This window comes from Treponema denticola (genome assembly GCF_024400535.1).
Taxonomy (GTDB): domain Bacteria; phylum Spirochaetota; class Spirochaetia; order Treponematales; family Treponemataceae; genus Treponema_B; species Treponema_B denticola_C.
In genome coordinates this window covers 1,916,833-1,935,616 of sequence record NZ_CP038800.1, presented here as the reverse complement: position 1 = coordinate 1,935,616, position 18,784 = coordinate 1,916,833, and the positions used below count along the sequence as shown (strand labels likewise).

The 18,784-nt window shown below is 36.8% G+C and carries 13 protein-coding genes, 1 tRNA gene and 1 pseudogene; 10 read left to right on the top strand and 5 right to left on the bottom strand.

What is annotated here, in order from left to right:
* From E4N78_RS09200 to E4N78_RS09170, 7 genes and pseudogenes are all read left to right on the top strand, one after another.
* Positions 1-1,281, top strand: coding sequence for an ABC transporter permease (locus E4N78_RS09200; RefSeq protein WP_255810263.1), 1,281 nt, complete (start codon positions 1-3; stop codon positions 1,279-1,281).
* The gene (locus tag E4N78_RS09195; RefSeq protein WP_255810262.1) at positions 1,274-1,954 is read left to right on the top strand and encodes an ABC transporter ATP-binding protein; all 681 of its coding nucleotides are present in this window, start codon (positions 1,274-1,276) and stop codon (positions 1,952-1,954) included. The genes E4N78_RS09200 and E4N78_RS09195 overlap by 8 nt, the downstream gene beginning before the upstream one ends.
* Positions 1,951-3,288, top strand: coding sequence for an ABC transporter permease (locus tag E4N78_RS09190; RefSeq protein ID WP_255810261.1), 1,338 nt, complete (start codon positions 1,951-1,953; stop codon positions 3,286-3,288). Before E4N78_RS09195 ends, E4N78_RS09190 begins: the two co-directional genes overlap by 4 nt.
* A complete protein-coding gene (locus E4N78_RS09185) occupies positions 3,285-3,560 on the top strand; it encodes a hypothetical protein (RefSeq protein WP_255810260.1) in 276 nt (91 codons plus the stop codon). The genes E4N78_RS09190 and E4N78_RS09185 overlap by 4 nt, the downstream gene beginning before the upstream one ends.
* Before the next feature lie 18 nt (positions 3,561-3,578).
* On the top strand, positions 3,579-3,785 hold the full coding sequence (locus tag E4N78_RS09180; protein WP_255810259.1) for a UvrB/UvrC motif-containing protein: 207 nt from the start codon (positions 3,579-3,581) through the stop codon (positions 3,783-3,785).
* Positions 3,769-4,842: an ATP--guanido phosphotransferase gene (locus E4N78_RS09175; protein ID WP_255810258.1), complete on the top strand. Its 1,074-nt coding sequence runs from the start codon at positions 3,769-3,771 to the stop codon at positions 4,840-4,842. Before E4N78_RS09180 ends, E4N78_RS09175 begins: the two co-directional genes overlap by 17 nt.
* Before the next feature lie 8 nt (positions 4,843-4,850).
* Positions 4,851-7,358 (top strand): annotated as a pseudogene (locus tag E4N78_RS09170) (ATP-dependent Clp protease ATP-binding subunit).
* Positions 7,359-7,373: 15 nt separating this feature from the next.
* Here the strand turns inward: E4N78_RS09170 and E4N78_RS09155 are convergent.
* Both E4N78_RS09155 and E4N78_RS09150 read right to left on the bottom strand, forming a co-directional pair.
* Positions 7,374-8,645, bottom strand: a complete 1,272-nt coding sequence (locus E4N78_RS09155) for a glucose-1-phosphate adenylyltransferase (protein WP_255810256.1) — start codon at positions 8,643-8,645, stop codon at positions 7,374-7,376.
* A 90-nt stretch (positions 8,646-8,735) separates the two neighbouring features.
* Positions 8,736-9,911, bottom strand: a complete 1,176-nt coding sequence (locus tag E4N78_RS09150; protein WP_255810255.1) for a glycosyltransferase — start codon at positions 9,909-9,911, stop codon at positions 8,736-8,738.
* Positions 9,912-10,005: 94 nt separating this feature from the next.
* On the opposite strand from E4N78_RS09150, the gene E4N78_RS09145 reads away from it, so the two are divergent.
* Entirely contained in the window at positions 10,006-11,010 is a 1,005-nt protein-coding gene (locus E4N78_RS09145; protein ID WP_255810254.1) for an omptin family outer membrane protease, read from the top strand.
* A gap of 82 nt (positions 11,011-11,092) precedes the next feature.
* Here E4N78_RS09145 and E4N78_RS09140 read toward each other — a convergent pair whose 3' ends face one another.
* On the bottom strand, positions 11,093-11,887 hold the full coding sequence (locus tag E4N78_RS09140; protein ID WP_255810253.1) for a septal ring lytic transglycosylase RlpA family protein: 795 nt from the start codon (positions 11,885-11,887) through the stop codon (positions 11,093-11,095).
* Between the two features lie 100 nt (positions 11,888-11,987).
* Positions 11,988-12,071, bottom strand: a tRNA-Leu gene (locus E4N78_RS09135).
* A gap of 39 nt (positions 12,072-12,110) precedes the next feature.
* Between E4N78_RS09135 and E4N78_RS09130 the strand changes: the two genes are divergently transcribed.
* Positions 12,111-13,040, top strand: coding sequence for a TatD family hydrolase (locus E4N78_RS09130; RefSeq protein ID WP_255810252.1), 930 nt, complete (start codon positions 12,111-12,113; stop codon positions 13,038-13,040).
* A 158-nt stretch (positions 13,041-13,198) separates the two neighbouring features.
* On the opposite strand, the gene E4N78_RS09125 is transcribed toward E4N78_RS09130, so the two are convergent.
* On the bottom strand, positions 13,199-17,305 hold the full coding sequence (locus E4N78_RS09125) for a FlgD immunoglobulin-like domain containing protein (protein ID WP_255810251.1): 4,107 nt from the start codon (positions 17,303-17,305) through the stop codon (positions 13,199-13,201).
* A 192-nt stretch (positions 17,306-17,497) separates the two neighbouring features.
* Between E4N78_RS09125 and E4N78_RS09120 the strand changes: the two genes are divergently transcribed.
* Entirely contained in the window at positions 17,498-18,760 is a 1,263-nt protein-coding gene (locus tag E4N78_RS09120) for a S41 family peptidase (protein ID WP_255810250.1), read from the top strand.
* Positions 18,761-18,784: the final 24 nt, after the last annotated feature.

The window sequence follows — 18,784 nt, the reverse complement described above, 5'->3', positions numbered from 1 at the left end:
ATGAAAAAAAATAACTATAGATGGATTCTTTTTGTTTTAAGAAGATTTAATTCTGCTGATACAAAGGGGCGCTCTTCTATATCAACTCTTTTTTCTATTTTGGGGATCGCCTTCGGAGTTATGGTTTTGACTGTGATTTTATCCATTATGAACGGTTTGCAAATGGGATATATTGATACAATTCTGCAGGTAAGCTCCGGACACATAAGGTTATACGGTACGGAAGAAGAATTAAAAAAAGCCGAAAATTTAAAATTGCATGATACTTTCTTTATTTTTCAAGAATACCAATCTTTAATACAGGGTAACTACGGAAGGCAGCATGGTGTTTTGATTCGATCTGTTGAACCCGATATACTGAAAAAAGATAAAGGTCTTGAAAAACAATTAAAAATATATTCAGGCTCTTTTAATATACAAAAAGAAAATTCTATAGTTTTAGGCTATGAACTTGCAAGGCAGATTTCCGTAAAGGTCGGAGACAATATAGATCTCATTGCTGTTTCAGGCTCAAGCGAAACAAGCCTTTTTCCTGAAAATAAAGAACTACTTATAACGGGAATTTTTAAAACCGGGTATTATGAAGTCGATTCTTCATTTGCTTTTATTTCGCTTAAAAACGGAGAAGAAATTTTAGGAAAAGAAAAATATAATTATGGTTTTGTAAAACTTAAAAATCAAAATAATGACGCCTCCTATATAAAGGCTGTCAGCTCTTTTGTTCCCGAGTTAAAATCGGAATCATGGCGTACCTATAACCATGCGTTTTTCGGTGCACTTCAAATTGAAAAAAATATGATGATGCTTTTAGTCTTTTTAATTTTTTTGGTCGTCTCCGTTAATATTTATAATGGAATGAGGCGTTCAATTTATGAGAGGCGTGAAGAAATTTCAGTTTTGGCTTCTTTGGGTGCATATTCAAAACATATCCAAACTCTTTTTATTGCAAATGGATTTACTATCGGCTTTATCGGAGCAACTGCCGGTCTTTTGCTTGGTCTTTTACTTTCCGTTCAGATTAATTCCATTTTCGCTTTGATAGAAAAAATTGCGAACCTTTTTTTGTCGTTCTTTTCTGTATTGGCTCAGACTGCGGATTCTGAAGAATTTTTGGTTTTTAGCCCTGTGTACTTTTATATGGATAATGTTCCGGTTAGAATTTTTTTTAATGAAATTTTATTGATTTTTTTATTTGGCGTATTTTCTGCTTCTGCTGCTTCTATGGCGGCCGCAAAGCGTATTTTAAGATTGAAACCTGCGGAGGTTCTAAGATATGAGTAAAAACATAGTGGTAATTTCCAATCTAAGTAAAACATTTTCTTCCGTAAATGAAAAGCTTGTTATATTGGATAAACTTAATTTTTCCATTGAAGAAACAAAAAAGATTTCCATCATAGGGGAATCCGGTTCAGGAAAAAGCACTTTTTTAAATATTTTGGGAGGGCTTGAGTCTGCTGATTGCGGAGAAATTATGGCCGGCTCTTATCCTGTTCATATGCTTGATGAAAAATCTCTTACCGAATACCGCAGCTCTTTTTTGGGGCTTGTTTTTCAGTTTCACTATTTATTAAAAGATTTTACGGCTCTCGAGAACATAATGCTTCCGGCTCTAATTGCAGGTAAACCTAAAAAAGAAACTAGGGAAAGAGCCTTATCCCTTTTAGAAGATGTAAAATTAGCGGACCGCAAAAATCATTTTCCTTCACAGCTGTCGGGAGGAGAAAGGCAAAGGGTCGCCGTTGCTCGTTCATTGATAAACAGTCCGTCCCTTGTACTTGCTGATGAGCCTACAGGAAATTTGGATCCTTTAAATGCTCAAACGGTACAGAATCTTTTATTTTCAGTAGTCGATAAGCACAAAAAAACATTGGTCCTTGTAACTCACGATTCAAATATAGCATCGATGACGGATCTATGCTATAAACTTCATGATGGAAAATTGGAGGCGGTATGAAAAATACTGTCTTCATTAATATGGCCTTCCGTTTTTTAGGTATAGGTTCAGGCAGGTCTGTTTCAAATGCCCGCAAGAGCTTATTAGGGGCGGTGCTGGGCATAGGTATAAGTATAGTTCCTTTAATTGTCGTTTTGGTGGTTTCAGATGGGATGATTGAAGGTATAACTTCCAGAACAATTGAACTGGGAACAGGTCACCTTCAAGTAATGAATATGAGGCTGTCATCTGGACTTAAATATGCCGAAAATGAAAAAGATATCCGCTACTTTATTCTTAATGATATTCAAAACGATTTTGTAGAAAATGCTTGGATAGAAAGACAGGGCAATGGGCTTGTAATAGGGAAAAACGGAAGAAGCGGGGGAACCATCCGTGCTGTGGAACCGGAATTTTTTTCTGAAAATACCAAAGCCCTTAATTTGATAAAAATAATAGACGGAGTTTTGGAGTTTGAAAGTAATAAGTCTGCAATTTTAGGCTCAAAAATTGCAGAAAAGCTTAATCTTAAAGTAGGGGATTTATGCAGGATTGTTACTCTTAATAAAAATGAAAAAGGAAAAACGGTTCCTAAAATTACTTCTTTTAAGATATCGGCTATTATTTCTTCAGGTTATCAAGAGCTGGATGCCCTATGGGTTTTTATTCCTTTAGAGGAAGGTTTAAAAATCATGGATCAAAACTCTTCCCTTACATCCATAGTTATTTCAACTAAAAATCCTTTTGATGATTTAAAGATGAGCGAATTTCAAGAACTTTTAAGCTCATTTTTACCCGAAAGTTTTTCGGTATATACATGGTTTGATTTAAATAGGCCTTCATTTACATCATTTAAGACTACAAAAAATATATTGATGTTTATAATGTTTTTGATAGTTTTGGTAGCATCTGCAAACATATCTTCTGCTATAGTTATGCTTGTGATGGAAAGAAGGAGGGAAATTGCTATTCTTAAAGCTGCCGGAGCTCATCCGGCTTCTATCAGCATGGCTTTTTTGCTTGCAGGCCTTTTAACCAGTCTGGGCGGAGTAATCTTAGGGATGCCTTTGGGTGTTTTAACAGCCGTGCATATAAATACAATCTTTGCCTTTACGGAAAAACTATTAAACTATTTTCAAAATTTTTTCTATAAAGTATTTTATAATGGGCAAAATCCCCTTGAAATTCACATCTTAGATCCTGCCTATTATTTGGAGTATATTCCGATAAAATTAAATTTTTATGATCTTTACATAATAGCTATTTCTATGTTAATATTATCTGTAGTAGTATGTCTTATTCCTGCTGTTAGAGCCGGAAGGGAAAAACCTATAGAAATTATGAGGAAGCTATGATTTGCGATATTTGTAAATTAAATGAAGCTGCGGTTTCTGTGGAACAAGTTGCAGATGGAGTGACCAAGAATATTTATCTTTGCCGGAGTTGTTCTCAGCGGTTAGGATTCGGAACATTTTCGGAAAATATAGATATTTCTATAACCAAACTTTTTAATAGGAGTAATCTTGATAATAATGAAATAAAAGCATCTGCCCGGTGTCCGCATTGCGGAAAAATATTAAAGGATATAGAGTTGAAGCATAAAATCGGATGCGAAAATTGCTTTTAATTTTTTAAAGACGAAATTATGAGAATATTGAGTCAAAAAAAAGAAAATTTGCAGTATTCCGGTTCAGTACCCGATATACCTCCTGCATCTTTTACAGAAAAGCAGAGTGCTGCAGAGCTGAGGCAAAAATTGATACAGGCTGTTGAGATAGAAGATTACGAGACGGCGGCGGCCCTAAGGGATGAACTTAAAGCCTTGGAGAAAAATCATGGTTCCAAATTTTGATGGGTGGTATACAAGTAAGGGGCCTGAGGCTGATATAGCCTTGTATAGCCGCTGCGATATATCACGAAATATTTCGGGATTTTTCTTCCCTAGAGCGATTAGTACAGAAGACTCAGGCAAGGTAGTATCTCTTGTTTTCTCTTTTTTTAATTCTTTGGAAGATGCCGGTTATTTTAAAAAATTACAGCTTAGAGCTGTCGATCCTCTTTCAATTAAACTGCTTGAAGAGCGAGGAGTTTTGCTGCCTGAAATGCCTGAGAAAGCGGAAAAAGCTCTTGTGGTGCATGAAAACGGTTCTCTTTACATAGGTTTAAACCTTGACGATCATATAAATATAACCTCTTTTACTTCAGGAATGGATCCTCAGGCTGTATATGCGATAGCTTCCGGCCTAGAGTCAAAAATGCAAAAACAACTTTTTTTTTCGGCCGATAAAGATGCCGGTTTTTTAACTTCAGACATCATGAAAATCGGTTCAGGTATGAAATTTTCAGTTCTATGCTCTTTACCGGGTATGCTTTATTCAAATTCTCTTGCTTCGGTTTTAGAATCAACAAAAAAGAATAATCTTAATTTTGCAGGTTATTATTCACCGAATTCAAAAAATTCTATAGGAGCTCTTTTTTTAATTTCTACTGCAATTTCTGCCGGAGATAATGAAAACATACAGACTTCAGATTTTATTTCGGGAATAAATAAGGTAATTGAGATGGAAAGACAGGCTCAAAAAAGGTTTTTTAATGAAAACAGTTTAAAAGTTGAAGATATGCTTAGAAGATCTATTGCATTATCTCAAAGCGCAAAGCTTATGGATTTTAAAGAAGCAGCTGATATTATATTTAAAATAAAGTTCGGTTTAAATTTGGGCTTAATAAAGGGAATTACTCATCAAGAATGTAATTCCATGCTTTTTAAATCGCAGATGGGACATTTGGCTTTTTTGCTGCTTAACAACAATATGATATTTGATGATAAATCTTTAAATGATTATTCAATAGAAGAATATCGAGCCCATATAATTCAAGAAGTTTGTTCAAATGTCCGAATTATAATGTGAGGTAGTATATGTGTCAAGGATTTTCGCAAGATGCACATAAGCTGCTGACTTTCTTCGGTCAGCAGGAAGCAAGACGGGTTAATGCAGATCTTTTTCAGCCTGAGCATCTTTTGGCAGCATTAATTAGAAATAAAGTAGGAAAAGGCTATATAATCCTTCAAAGATTGAATGTAGATATTTTAAATCTTCAGCTTCTGATAGAGCAAAATATTCCTATACGGACAGGGGAAAGAATCTTAGGCGAGATTCCCCCTTCTCGAAGAATTAAAACTTTAGTGGATATTGCAACAATAGAAGCAAGAAGTATGAGATTAGGTTTTGTAGGGACCGAGCATATCCTACTTGGTATTGTCAGAGAAGAAAATTCTATAGCTTCCGATTTTTTTATGCGCTATAATATTTCGACGGAGGATATAAGGAATGCAGCTTTAAAGCTCATAGAACAAACCGAAAGAAATTCTGCAATTAGAGGGGGTAAGTCTTCCGAAAATATAAAATCAAAGAATTCGGTTCTTTTGGAATTCGGCTGTAATCTTACGGAAACAGTAAGAGCCGGAAGTCTTGATCCCGTAATAGGGAGGGAAAAAGAAATAAGGCGTGTTATTCAAATTCTATCCCGCAGAAGAAAAAACAATCCAGTACTGGTAGGAGAGCCTGGTATAGGTAAAACCTCCATTGTTGAAGGTCTGGCCTTTGCCATAATAAACGAGGCTGTTCCTCATAATTTATTAAATAAAACTATTGTTTCTTTGGATCTGGGCTCCGTAATTGCAGGTACAAAATACCGCGGTCAATTTGAAGAAAGATTAAAACAGGTTATCAATGAAATAAAAGAGAATAAAAACATCATTTTATTTATAGATGAAATTCATACCCTGATAGGTACGGGCGGTTCTCAAGGAGCTATGGATGCTGCAAATATTTTAAAACCTGCTCTTTCCAGAGGCGAAATTCAGTGTATTGGAGCTACAACCATAGACGAGTATAGAAGGTTTTTTAAAAATGATTTGGCGCTGGAGCGGCGCTTTCAAATGGTTTCAATAAAGGAGCCTAGTCCTCAGGAAACTTTTGATATACTTTGCGGTATTAAACATAAATATGAAGAACATCATAATGTAATATACGAGCCTGAAGTTATAACAAAAATAATAGACTACTCAAAAAGATATATTACAGACAGATTTTTTCCGGACAAGGCGATTGATGTTTTGGATGAAGCCGGTGCAATGAAAAAAATTATAATTGATAAAAAACCGAGCGAGCTTTTTGAAATAGAAGAAAAAATCAACTCTTTGTTGGCAGAAAAATCGGAATTGGTTGAGATGCAAAACTATGAAAAGGCTGCCTTGATTAGGGATGAAGTATTGGATTTAAAAAATGATCTATACCATATTAAAAATAGGTGGGTAAACGATTATCAAAATCCTATTTCTTATGTCAATGAAAAAGATATAACCGAAGTCGTTTCAATGATGACGGATATTCCCGTAAACAGTCTAAGTCAAGATGAAGTTGAAAGAATGCTGCATATTGAAGATGAGTTAAAAAAATCTGTCATAGGTCAGGATGAATCTGTTTCGACACTCGCAAATGCTATAAGAAGATCCCGAGCCGGTATTTCTTCGCCTGATAAACCTATAGGTTCATTTTAATTTTTAGGTCCTACAGGTGTAGGTAAAACTCTTCTTGCAAAAACCTTAGCCGAATTTTTATTCGGTACAAAGGAAGCCTTAGTCCGTGTAGATATGAGTGATTATATGGAAAAACATAATGCAGCCAAACTTATAGGAGCTCCTCCCGGATATATCGGTTTTGATTCCGGCGGATTTTTGACCGAGAAGATAAGGCGTAATCCGTATTCTGTTTTACTTTTGGATGAAATAGAAAAAGCTCATCCCGATGTATTTAATATTCTTCTACAAATTTTAGAAGAAGGAGAGCTTAGAGATAGCCGCGGTTATCTTGTGAATTTTAAAAATACCGTTATAATTATGACAAGCAATGCCGGATCTAAATCTATAATAAAGGAGCAGCAGCTGGGCTTTAACCTTACAGGAGACGGAGTTATGGCTTATTCTGAAATAAGAGCAAGTGCCCTTAACGAAATAAAAAAATTCCTGTCTCCCGAATTTGTCAATAGAATTGATGAGATGATTGTTTTTAGGCCATTGGATAAAGATGATATTAAAAGAATATTAAAGCTTGAACTTAAAAAATTTGAAGATAGAATCGCTAAGCAGGATCTATTTATAGAGCTTTCAAAGGAAGCTGAAGATTTCTTTGTAGATAAGGGATATGAGCCGGCCTATGGTGCCCGCCCAATGAGAAGGCTTCTTCAAAACAAGATAGAGGATGCTTTATCCCTTAAAATAATAAGCGGAGAATTTTCAAAGGGTAAAACTGCCTTTGTTGACTTTTCGGAAGAAACCGATGATATAAAGATAAGCATTAAAGAAAATAACGATTATGAGAACAGCTACAGCACATCGGTTAGATTAGAAGCTGAATCCAACTGATGTGCCTTGAAAGTTTTATATTGATGTATTATCCGGGATTATAGAATTCTTTACTATAACATATATTCCATCTATTACATGATAAAAACCATAGTCTCCATCAGGCGGAGTTTGATCCATTCCTATGGACACATTGTTGCCTATCCGTACATTTTTGTCTATTATCGCAGAACGGATACGGCAATGATTTCCTATACCCAAGCTGGGGCTGCCTTCTTTTAATCGAGCCTCTTTTTCTTCATGAGTTTCATAATAGTCCGCACCCATACAGATTGAATCTTCTACAAAGCTGCCTGTCTCTATGATTGACCTGACCCCTATTACGGAATGATTTATCGTGGAATTCGTTATAACACAGCCTTCGCTACACATAGATCTGCTTAAGTGTGCATAGTTTATCTTTGAGGGCGGCAGATTTCTGTTATGAGTGTATATTGGCCTTTCAGCATCATAAAAGTCGAACTTAGGTTTTATTTCCGTCAAGTCAAGGGTTGCATCATAAAAAGATTTGATTGTTCCTATGTCTGACCAATATCCGTTATGAGGAAAGGCGGAAACCTTATAGTTTTTTATAGCTTCAGGAATAACTTCTTTTCCGAAATCGGTATGATCGCTGTCTAAACATTTGTCCATAACCTTTGCACTAAAAATATAGATACCCATCGATGCCAGATATTGTTTATTCGGATCATCCGGTTTGATAAGGGATTTTTCAGGAATTTTCCAATCATCTATGTTTTTGTCGGGACCGGGTTTTTCCATAAATTCGGTAATAACCGAGTTTGAATCCACCTTCATGATACCGAAACCTGAAGCGTCTTCCCGTGTTACGGGAGTACAGGCTACGGTAATATCTGAGCCCGACTCCTTGTGGAATTCTAAAACCTTTTTTAGGTCCATACGGTAGAGCTGATCGCCTGCAAGGATTAGATAGTGAGAGGGATTTTGATGTCTAAAATGATGAAGGTTTTTTCTGATAGAGTCGGCTGTGCCTTCATACCAGCCCGTATTGTCGAAAGTTTGCTCAGCTGCAAGAATCTCTACAAATCCGTTTGAAAATGTATCAAAAGTGTAGGCTTTTGCAATATGAATATGCAAGGAAGCTGAGTTAAATTGTGTTACAATATAAATGTTCCTAAAACCGGAATTTATACAATTCGAAAGAGGTATATCGATAATTCGATGCTTACCTCCAAAAGGTACAGCCGGTTTAGATCGATGCATTGTAAGCGGATAAAGCCGTGTTCCTTTTCCGCCTCCTAATATTATGGAAAGAACTTTTGCCATAGGCGTCCTCCTCTCTAATATTATATAATGCTTTTTCAAATTTTACCAGATTGATTTATTAATTCTTTATAGATTCTTTATAGATTCTTTCTATATATTCTCACTAATTGCTTGCTTATAAATATCCAAAATTTTTGTTGTCATCGCTTTATAATCTCCTGTTATAACATGCTTTGTTATTTGCTCTTTAAGGCCTTGTTCTTTTGGAAGGTTATGATTTTTTTCGTATACCTTATGTAAAATTTGAATTAGTTCATCAAGGTTGCGGAAGGCAAAGCCTGTTGAACCTTCTATATATTGGTCTTCATTTGTTTTATCATATGAGTGTATTATAGGCAAGCCGCATGCAATTGCTTCAAGGGCCGAAACAGAATGATTTTCGGAAAGAGATGTCATCAGATAAGCATCACAAAGATGATAGTAATATTTTATTAACTCATGAGATATTTTTCCTGTAAATATGACTGACTCTGTAATTTCAAGTTCTTTTGCCTGTAGTTCAAGTTCACTCTTTGCAGGGCCGTCTCCGATTATAAATAATCTACTCCTTGGAATCTCTTTAATAATTTTCTTCCAATATTCAAGCATCAATGAAAGATTTTTTTCTGCTGCTATGCGTCCGCAAAAGCAGATGTTGAAGTCAGTAGGTTTAATATTATAATCCCCTCTTAGTATTTGCATCAAATTATCATCAAGAGACTCTTCTGAAAATTCACTTGTTATACATGTATTTGATATCTTGTATATTGGCGTCGATACTTTACACATTTTTAAGAAATTTTCCATTTTTGTGGATGCACAAATAACGGCTTTTGCAGCACTTGTGTATTTTAGAATACCCCAATTTACAGCTTTTTTTATGGTTTTTAGATTTTTCAATATTCCGAAGTAGTGGAGATAGTCATAATACATTGTATGTATAGTGTAGACAATGGGAATACCTAATTTTCTACCTGCATATAAAGCAAATATTCCTTGACTGTATTCGTTGTGAATATGTATAATATCCGGTTTCCATTCTTTTAAAAGTTTTAATCTTGTTTTACTATATGGGTATGAAATTGAATAATCATACATATTTTTAAGTCTTATAGCTGGGCTATAAAGAATATTGTTTTTAATACAGTGCCTCTTTACATTAAAATCAGGCTTAACTATCAAAACTTCATGACCCGCTTCTATAAGCCCTTTCCGTAAAGTTTCAATATGGTATACTACACCATTGACTTCGGGAACATAGCACTCCGTTACAATTGCAATTCTCATTTTTTTGAGTATAACATATAAAAAAATTAAAAACAAGCTATTGATATATTAAATGATGTTAACCTTGACATAAATTAAAATATAGCATAGATTTATGATAAAGATGAAGATTATCAGTTATAAATGTTTTATTTTTTTTTATTTTTTTCTTTTTGTAAGCGCTCATGCTATTTCATCCGAAGAAGGGAAAACTTTATTTAGTTTTTCTGTTTCTCCGTCTCTTATAGCCGGTTCGGGATTTGAGTATGTTTTTAACACTGACTCACATATTAACAGCAAGCTTGATTGGCCTCTTTTGCCTGGCGGAGGCCTTACTGCCGGTACCGAATTTAAGCTTAAAAGCGGATTTTACTTCTCTTTTGTTTCTTCATTTATAATACCTGCTTATTCGGGCAGGATGTTTGACTATGATTATGAAAATAATTATGTTCCCGATATGCTTACTCGTTTTTCAGAGCACGAGGCTTATGTTAAAAAAGGCTTAGATTTAAATTTAAATATCGGTTTTATGAAGCTTCTTGTTATGTATAAAACATCTTCGGACATAAAAATCTATTGTTCTCCATCTATAGGAATAAGGTATATTTTAAATTCATGGGATGCTGTGGGCGGTTACACCAAGTATCCCCCTAAGACAAATCCGCCAAGTTCTGTTTTACCTGATACTCCTATAGTTCCCTTTGCAGGACTCGGAATAAGTTATAAACAAAACTTTATTTTACCCTGTATAGGATTTTTATTTAGATTTGAATTCCAAAGATATTGGAAGATTAATTTATCTACTCAGTTTTGCCCGAGTGTTATCGGGTTTGCAGAGGATTTACACTATAGAAGAGAGCATGGAGGCTTAAAATTTTTAGATGTATTTAAAAAGAAAAATCTATCTTTTTATTTATATCTTTCAGCGGAAAAAAGACTTTCAAAGTATTTTCCTTTTTTTTCTTCCGTTGACTACACCTCGATTACGGCTTATAACGGAAAAACCTTTGTTTATTTTTTAGAATCCGGTTTATTAAAGGATGTGTCTGACACAGGGGATGCAGGGTCTTCCTTGCATTATACCCGCATCAATTTAGGCTTTATATTTCATATAAAATAGTTTTTCCTAATATTTTTTAATAAAAAACCCGAGCTCCCCTTTATGGAAGTTCGGGCAAAACTATTTTAGGAGGTTCTATGTGTTACCAACTTTCTTGGCGAAGTATATAATCGTTAAAAGAGTTTGACTCAAGTACTTTTTTTACTTTTTCAAGCTCATGAGGTCTAATACCGTATAAAACAACCCTTGTAGTTGTTTCCGTTTTTTCATAGGCGGGTTCAAAGCCTATCTTTCTTAATTTGATTACAAGCCTTAGAGCATTTTCTTCACGCTTAAATGAACCCAGCTGAATTCTCCATAAAACGCCTTCTGTTTCCGAGGCCTTGGCAGGCATGTATACAAGGCTTTTATTTGTTGTATCGGATTCCGTGTAGTTTGGAGATTGTGCAGCCGTTTCTTCTATTTTGGCCAAATCCCTTTCTCTGCTGCTTGTTTCTTCCGTTTTTATGGGAGCCTTTTCCTGATTGACAGGTTTTTCTGAAGTTTCTGTAACCGTAAAAACTCCCATATTGTTAGGATCTACCTTCCTTAGGCTTACCCTTACAACCCCATTAGACAGCATATCCAAGGCGATTGCGGCAGCCTTTGAAACATCTATTTCGCGGTTACCTATAAAGGGGCCTCTATCGTTGATTCTTACGATGACCTTTTTTCCGTTCTCCAAGTTGGTAACTTCAACAAGGGTACCGAAAGGAAGGGTTTTATGAGCCGCCGTATAAGCATTCATATCGAATATTTCTCCGTTTGCGGTAGGTCTTCCGTTAAAGGCTTCCCCGTAGTACGAAGCATAAGTTTCATCGCTTATAATTTCTCCCTGTGCAGTTAAAAAATGCATAAAGGATAAGGACAAAATTAACATAAGGATTGCTTTTTTCATTTAATTCCTCCCGAATTAAAATCTTATATATTCAATATCGGAATAAAAAAAAAGAAGATTAGAAAAAAAAGCCTTAAACCGGTTAAGTTTAAGGCTTTTGTGCTGAAGACGGGAATTGAACCCGTACGGCATTACTGCCAAGGGATTTTAAGTCCCTAGTGTCTACCTATTCCACCACTTCAGCAGATGTGGTATACTATCATAAATTTTAAAGGTGGTCAAGATGTTTTCCGATTCTCATGCACATTTTTTTATGATTTTTAAACGAAATGAAGGCGATGCTTCATTTTTACATACAATGATGGAACGCAAATTCAGGTTTGCCATGGATATAGGTACTCAACCGGGAGATTTAAAAGAAAGACAAAAATTTATTTCGGAGGTTTTTGAAGGTAAAATACAAGGGCAAGAGACCGTTCATTTGCCTGAGCATTTTCCCGATTTTATGCATTTTGCGGCGGGCCTTTGGCCCCATGCCGAAAGCATTGCTGAGCCTGAAAAGGCTCTTGCAGCCTTAAAAATCGATATCGATACTCTTTTTTTACAAAAAACCGAAGCGGAAACGACTAATTCGGGTAAGCCCTTTTATTGCGGCCTTGGAGAATGCGGGCTTGACCGTTATTGGAACGGTCCTGCTGCCGAAAAAAGAGGAGGGGATTTAAATTCCGAAGAAAAAGGCACAAGCGATATAGAAGGGGAGGAGTTTCTTTTTAAGGAGCAGTTAAAAATCGCAAAGGAAAAAAATCTTTCCGTAATCGTTCATTCAAGGGATGCTTACGAAGATACCCTAAAATGTATTGATGAGGTAAGCCATCACAAGGGGATAATTCACTGCTATTCCTACGGGCTTAAAGAGGCATATTCCTTTTTGGAAAGGGGCTGGTATATTTCCTTTCCCGGAAACATAACCTATGCTAAAAAGCAGGCCGATAAGGATAGGATTGCAGAGCTTGTAAGGGCGATTCCTGCCGATAAGCTCTTGCTTGAAACGGATGCCCCGTATTTAGCCCCTGTTCCTTTTAGGGGAAAAATAAATACTCCTCTTTTAATAGAATACACCTATGCTGCAGTTTCCGAGATCTTAGGTAAATCTATGGAAGCTTTGGCGGAACAGATTTATCAAAACTGCTGTTCTTGTTTTTCGGTAAAGTAGGATAGGGCATCTCTAAAAACTCGGTTAGTTTTTAGAGGTCCCGTATAGTTTAAAAAAAGGTTCTTTACAGTAAAAAGGCTGTCCGCCCTTATGGGAACCCCTTGTGTGGATCCCGTATGGGGAACAGCCTTTTGTTTTACTTAAAAAGTCTTAAGTTTTTACTGCTTAATCAAAATAAATTCTACTCGGCGGTTTTTCCACCAGTTGTCCCTGTCGTTAAAGGAGGCAACGGGCTTGGAGCTTCCCATTCCAACCGAAGAAAGACGGGAGCTTCTGACTCCTTCCTTTATAAGAAATTGGCGGACAGCCTCCGCCCTTTGTTTTGATAAGGGGAGGAGATCCGCTTTTTCTTCTTTTTCGGTACCTGTCGTAGTATTAGCGTGTCCTTCAACCTGAACCTGATATTCGGGGAATTTATTGAGGATAACGGCAATACGCTTTAAGATATTATTGTTCTTATCGACGATGGGTTGGTCTAGTCCATTAAAGTCGGCTGCATTTCCTCTAAAAATAATCGAAGGTACGGCTATTTTAAGTTTATCCCCGTCCCTGATAACAAGGATATCTACCGGAATGTAGCCCCTGTAAACCGAGGTAAGGCCTACCTTATCGGTTACCGTAAAGGTAAAAGGATAATCAGTTGCAGACTGTACCGTTTCTCCTGAAAGAGAGCGTCCGTCCCAGATGAGTTCATTAGTTATTTTTTCCTTTCCGCCGGTTTTCCAAAAGAGTTTGCCTCCGTTTTCTTCCGGTTCGGTAATTTCAAACTTCCAGTTTTCGATGCCGGCCTTTGAATCGGCTTTTAGGCTTATGTAGAGGTCATCATCGGTTCCGTCATTATCGGGGCTGAAATATTTAGGCTTTGTGCTGACCCCGATCTTAGGCGCCTGAGTTGAAAGGATAAAGTCTTCCGTAAAGGCTGTTACAATATCGCCTTTTTTGTATTCTATGTACATAGTTGCCAGATATCTGCCGTCGGGAGCCTTTGAGTTTCCGCTCTTGCCGTCCCATATAAGTTTTTTAGGCAGATTTTTGTCTTTTTTGGAAGTCCATTCGGCAAAAACCTTACCGCTTTCCACATCCGAAATCTGAATATTCCAGTTGTCTATTTCGGCATCAATGTTTGTAAGTACCGAAATATTTTGAACATCCTTTATTCCGTTACCTGTAGGAGAAAATACCTTGTGTTCGGCGGTTATATAGCCCTTGGCTTGACGGCGGTCTACGATGATACCTTCAAGTTTTTGGATTGTCTTGTTTCCTGCCTCATCTTCAGCTTCGACGACATAGGTATACTTTTCATCGGGGGCCTTATTACCCTTATCGTCATCTGCTGTCCAGATAAACTTATCGGCCTTGTTCTTCCATTTTAGGGTTTTTACCGTTTTATTTTTGGAATCGACAAAGCGTCCCACCCATTCTTTTTCGGAAGAAGATATTTGATCTATGGGAAGGTTGGGCTTGTTGTTTCCTTCAACAGGAGAAAAGGCCAGATAGGGAGCGGAAATTTGAATTTCAGGATAAACGGTGTCTATCGTTATCGATGAAATAACGGATTTTGCCTTATTTTTGTTTGCGAGTTCTACTTCAAATTCGGCAGAGTATATTCCGTCAGGAACGCCGTCAGGAGCCGTTCCATTTTTTTCTGAAGAGGAAATTTTATCAAGTTCTCCATTCCAAGTTATTTTCTTTGGAGGAGTATTGCCCTTGTAGGCCTTAACAAGTTTTCCCTTTGAGTCCTCAATGTTAAGAGTAAATGAGCTGACAGCCGTTTTTGATTTTACTACAGGATAGAATTCCATGCTGTCCTTTACCCTGTCATTATTGGGAGAAAAGGCCGTATAATTTGATTGGAGAATTATATCCGCTTTTTCGGTATTGAGCTCTACAAGTATGGGATTGGAGATGGCTTCGTTTTGAGCCTCATCAATTCCCCTTAATACATAGATGTACTTACCGTCTTCGGCAAAGCTTCCGTCTGACTTTCTTCCATTCCATTCAAATTGAGGCGGCAGTTTGTCCCCAAGGCTGCTTGTAAAAATAGGCGTACCGGTGATTGTATTTCCGCTTGAGGCCTTATAGATTTCAGCCGTCCATCTGCCGGGTTTTTCTTCCTTGTGGGTAAAGATAATGCTGTCCAGTTCTCCGTCGCCGTCGGGAGAAAATAGTTTTTGGTTTGTACTTGCTTCAGCCTTGGGCGGTGTAATGTCCAAGGTAAAAGAGGGCGTTTGAGTTGAAGGCTTATGCCCGTTTATATATCTTGCGGAAATAAAGGCCTTGTATGTACCCTCAGGCAAGAGCTTTCCTGCTTCGTCCTTTCCGTCAAAACTTTTGGTTTCTATCTTTGAGGGGCTTCCCGTATATGTTTTTACGGTTGCACCTGTTTGATTTTTTACTTCAATCTTCCATTCTTCAAGCCCCTTGGTAATCGGAATAGAAGGAATAAAGCTTATCTTATTGTTTGAGCTGCTTACCGGCGAAAAGGCGTTTTTATCGATATTTATGTTGATCGAGGGCTTGTATGTATCTACAATGATGTTTGAAAGGCTTGATACGGTTTTATTTTTTGCCCTGTCGATAGACTCGATTTTATAGCTGTAAACTCCGTCGGGCACAAAAACACCTGAATCATCTTTTCCGTCCCAGCTTAAAGGAGAAAGTTCATTATTTTTAACCTCTATTTTTTTTACGACCTTGCCTTGGGCATCGCTTATGCTTGCCGTCCAAAGGTCTTCATTTGAACCCGTGTTGTCGAAAACAAAGACGTCTTTGTTTCCGTCCCCGTCAGGACTGAAGATGAGGGCTTCTTGGTTTTGAGGTTTATTAAATGTAAGAGCGGGAGGAGTTTTATCCACATAGGCTGTGTAAACTTGAGATTCCGATTTATTTTTGTTGTCGTCTTCGGCTCTTATTACAAAGCCATATTTTCCGTCGGGGGCTATTTCTCCCGAATCGGTGCGTCCGTCCCAGCGGAGGGTATCGGGCACTTCAACTCCTTCTTTGGATTTTCCTAAGAGTTTAAAAAATGAAACTGCGTCTTTCATTTCGCGTAAAGGGGTTTTGTTCGAAATTGTGCGTACAGTGTTTCCTTTTTCATCCTTTATTTCGCAGCTCCAAGCCGTTATATATCTTTTGTCGGTAATTTTTAAGGGGATTTCCATTGCATCGTTTTCTCCGTCATTATTGGGAGAAAAGTACAGTGTGCCGTTTTCGGGCATTTCCGCTTGGATTTTAGGCCCTTCGGTGTCCTTTACCCCGAAGTGAACATTTACGCCTCCGCCGAATGCCCAAATTCCGTTATGAAATGGTTTTGCTGCAAACTCGGGGCGGATTTCGTTTTCTTCCCAGCCGTTTTTCTTTAAAAAGGAATCGTTTGATCCTTTAGATTTAATCTTTATATTTACTCCTATGTTAAAGGAGGGAATAAATGTTTGTTTTTTATAAATTGCTTCGACTGTGTTGATGACAAAGCCCGTTTTAAAGGATATCATATCGGCCATGAGCATGTGAAGTCCCGTATTAAAAATAAGATTTTGGAAAAAGGGGGCCGAAAGGTCTGCATGCATTCCGAGTTGGAAGCCGTCAATATCTACCAATGTTGAAGCAAAGCCTACCCTTGGAGTGATTATTGCAGGGCTGCCGCTTGAAGAACCTCCCTTTATGCCTGTTGTATTTGGGTTATAGGTTTTGCCTAGTCCCGTTATCGAAACGCCCAGCTTGAAGTTTTTTAAAAATCCGAGGTCTCCGAACATATAAAGAGCTCCGATATCGAGCCCGAGTCCCCAGTCCTTTCCGATGTCGGCATAGGCTCCGGCTCCTACTAAAAGTTTATCGGTTAAATCCTTTGAATATGAAAAGCGTAAGCCTCCCATCGTTCCAAGTTTTAAAGAATTAAATTCGGCATTTAAAAAGTGAAGGCTTCCTGCAAGGTTTCCCCATCTAAATGGGTAGAGGACTCCTGCATTGACTGCATGACCGAAGCCTTTTTCTTCGCTAAGGCCTGCAATTAAAAAATAGGAAACGTCGAGAATAGGCCTTTGTTCGGCCCCGCCTAAAGCCGGATTTACGGCAAGGCTGCCCGGTACCGTATCTCCGAAAGGCCCTCCCGTAACAGAAGCCTGTCCTCCGGCAACCGAGGGGGATTGCAGAGCGGGCTTTTCTTCCCCTCCGGGAAGCGGATCATAGGCAAAAACCGCCGATCCTATCGTAAAAAAGCATAAAACAAAAAAAACTTTCGCTTTTAAACCGAATTTAAAAAAAATCATGTTGAGCTCCTTTAAAAGCAAATATAACTGCTTAGTAAAACACCTGTGCAGGTAAAGTGTTACTTAAATTAGCTTTTGGGTAACTTTATATGTATCGGCAAAAAACAATAGAGCTATCGAGTAGAAGCTTAAAATCATTAATTTTTTTAAGATGATCTTGACAAATAAAAATATGTAACTCATAATGGACTTATGAAAAAGAAAAGGTTAATAATCTACATTCTACAATTTGCTTTTATTTTTGCTTTCTTTACTACAACTGTTTTTATGTCAAAAAAGAAAGACGGGTCGTTGCGGTTTGTTTCTTTTCAAAAAATGAGGGCTGATTACGAGTTCTTTTGGAATTTTATTTATGAGGGCTATCCTTTTACAGAGGTCTGCGAAAGACAGGGGGCCGATTTAAAAAAAATAAAAAATGAAGGATATATAGAACTAAGAAATATTAAAAATCAAAAAGAATATTATACTTTTTACGATAAATTATGTAAGAAGATAACATCAGATAAAAAAACGGGACACTTGTTTCCAATCCACTATAAAGATTATTCGGATAGTTTAAGCAGTCAGGGCTCGTATGATGTTTTAAATGATAAGAATAAAATTATAGATAAATTTTATATGGAATGGCAGAAAAGGGATGGGAAGATTTATCATAAAAATAAATCATATGCTGAAAAGAAAATAATTTTAGAAAATAAAATTGCTTATATTAAAATACATTCTTTTTCTACATTTACATATGAACAGCAAAAATTATACGAAGATGAAATTAACAATTTTTTAATGGAAACAGCAGGTTATGAGCATATTATAATAGATATTACCTCCAATCGAGGCGGTTCTATCGATAATTGTAAGCTTATAATCGGCCCAAATCTTACCGATAATAAACAGGTTGTTTTTTACGGTTTATACAATGAAAATAAATATACAAAGCCGTATTTGGATCATATATTCAAAAAAATCAATATAGAAAAAATAAATATAAATGATATACCTAATATTGAAAATTCCAATACTATTAAAAACGATAAAGCCTATATGCGAAGAGACTCTATTTCATGGCAGTATTTGAATGGGTATAAGCCTTGTAAAATTAAAAAATTTTGGCTTTTGATAGGAAAACTATCTTATTCTGCTTCAGATCGGCTTGCCTATATGTGCAAACAAAGCGGTTTTGCAACATTGATAGGTGAAAATACCGGAGGGGCCGGAGTAAATGCTTATTGGCCTATGCATATTTTTTTGCCTAATAGCGGTTTATTGATCTTATTTGATTTTACCTATGGACTTAATTCTGAAGGTTACTGTGCAGACGAATTCGGTAACTTTCCCGATATCTATAATCAGCCCGGTAAGGATGCACTTGAAACTTGTTTAGAGGAAATCAAAAGATTGGAAGAAAATATAAATAATGTTGAGTTATATAGGAATATCAATTCTAAAAAAAATTGAGTGGGAATTATAATCAATTTTGAC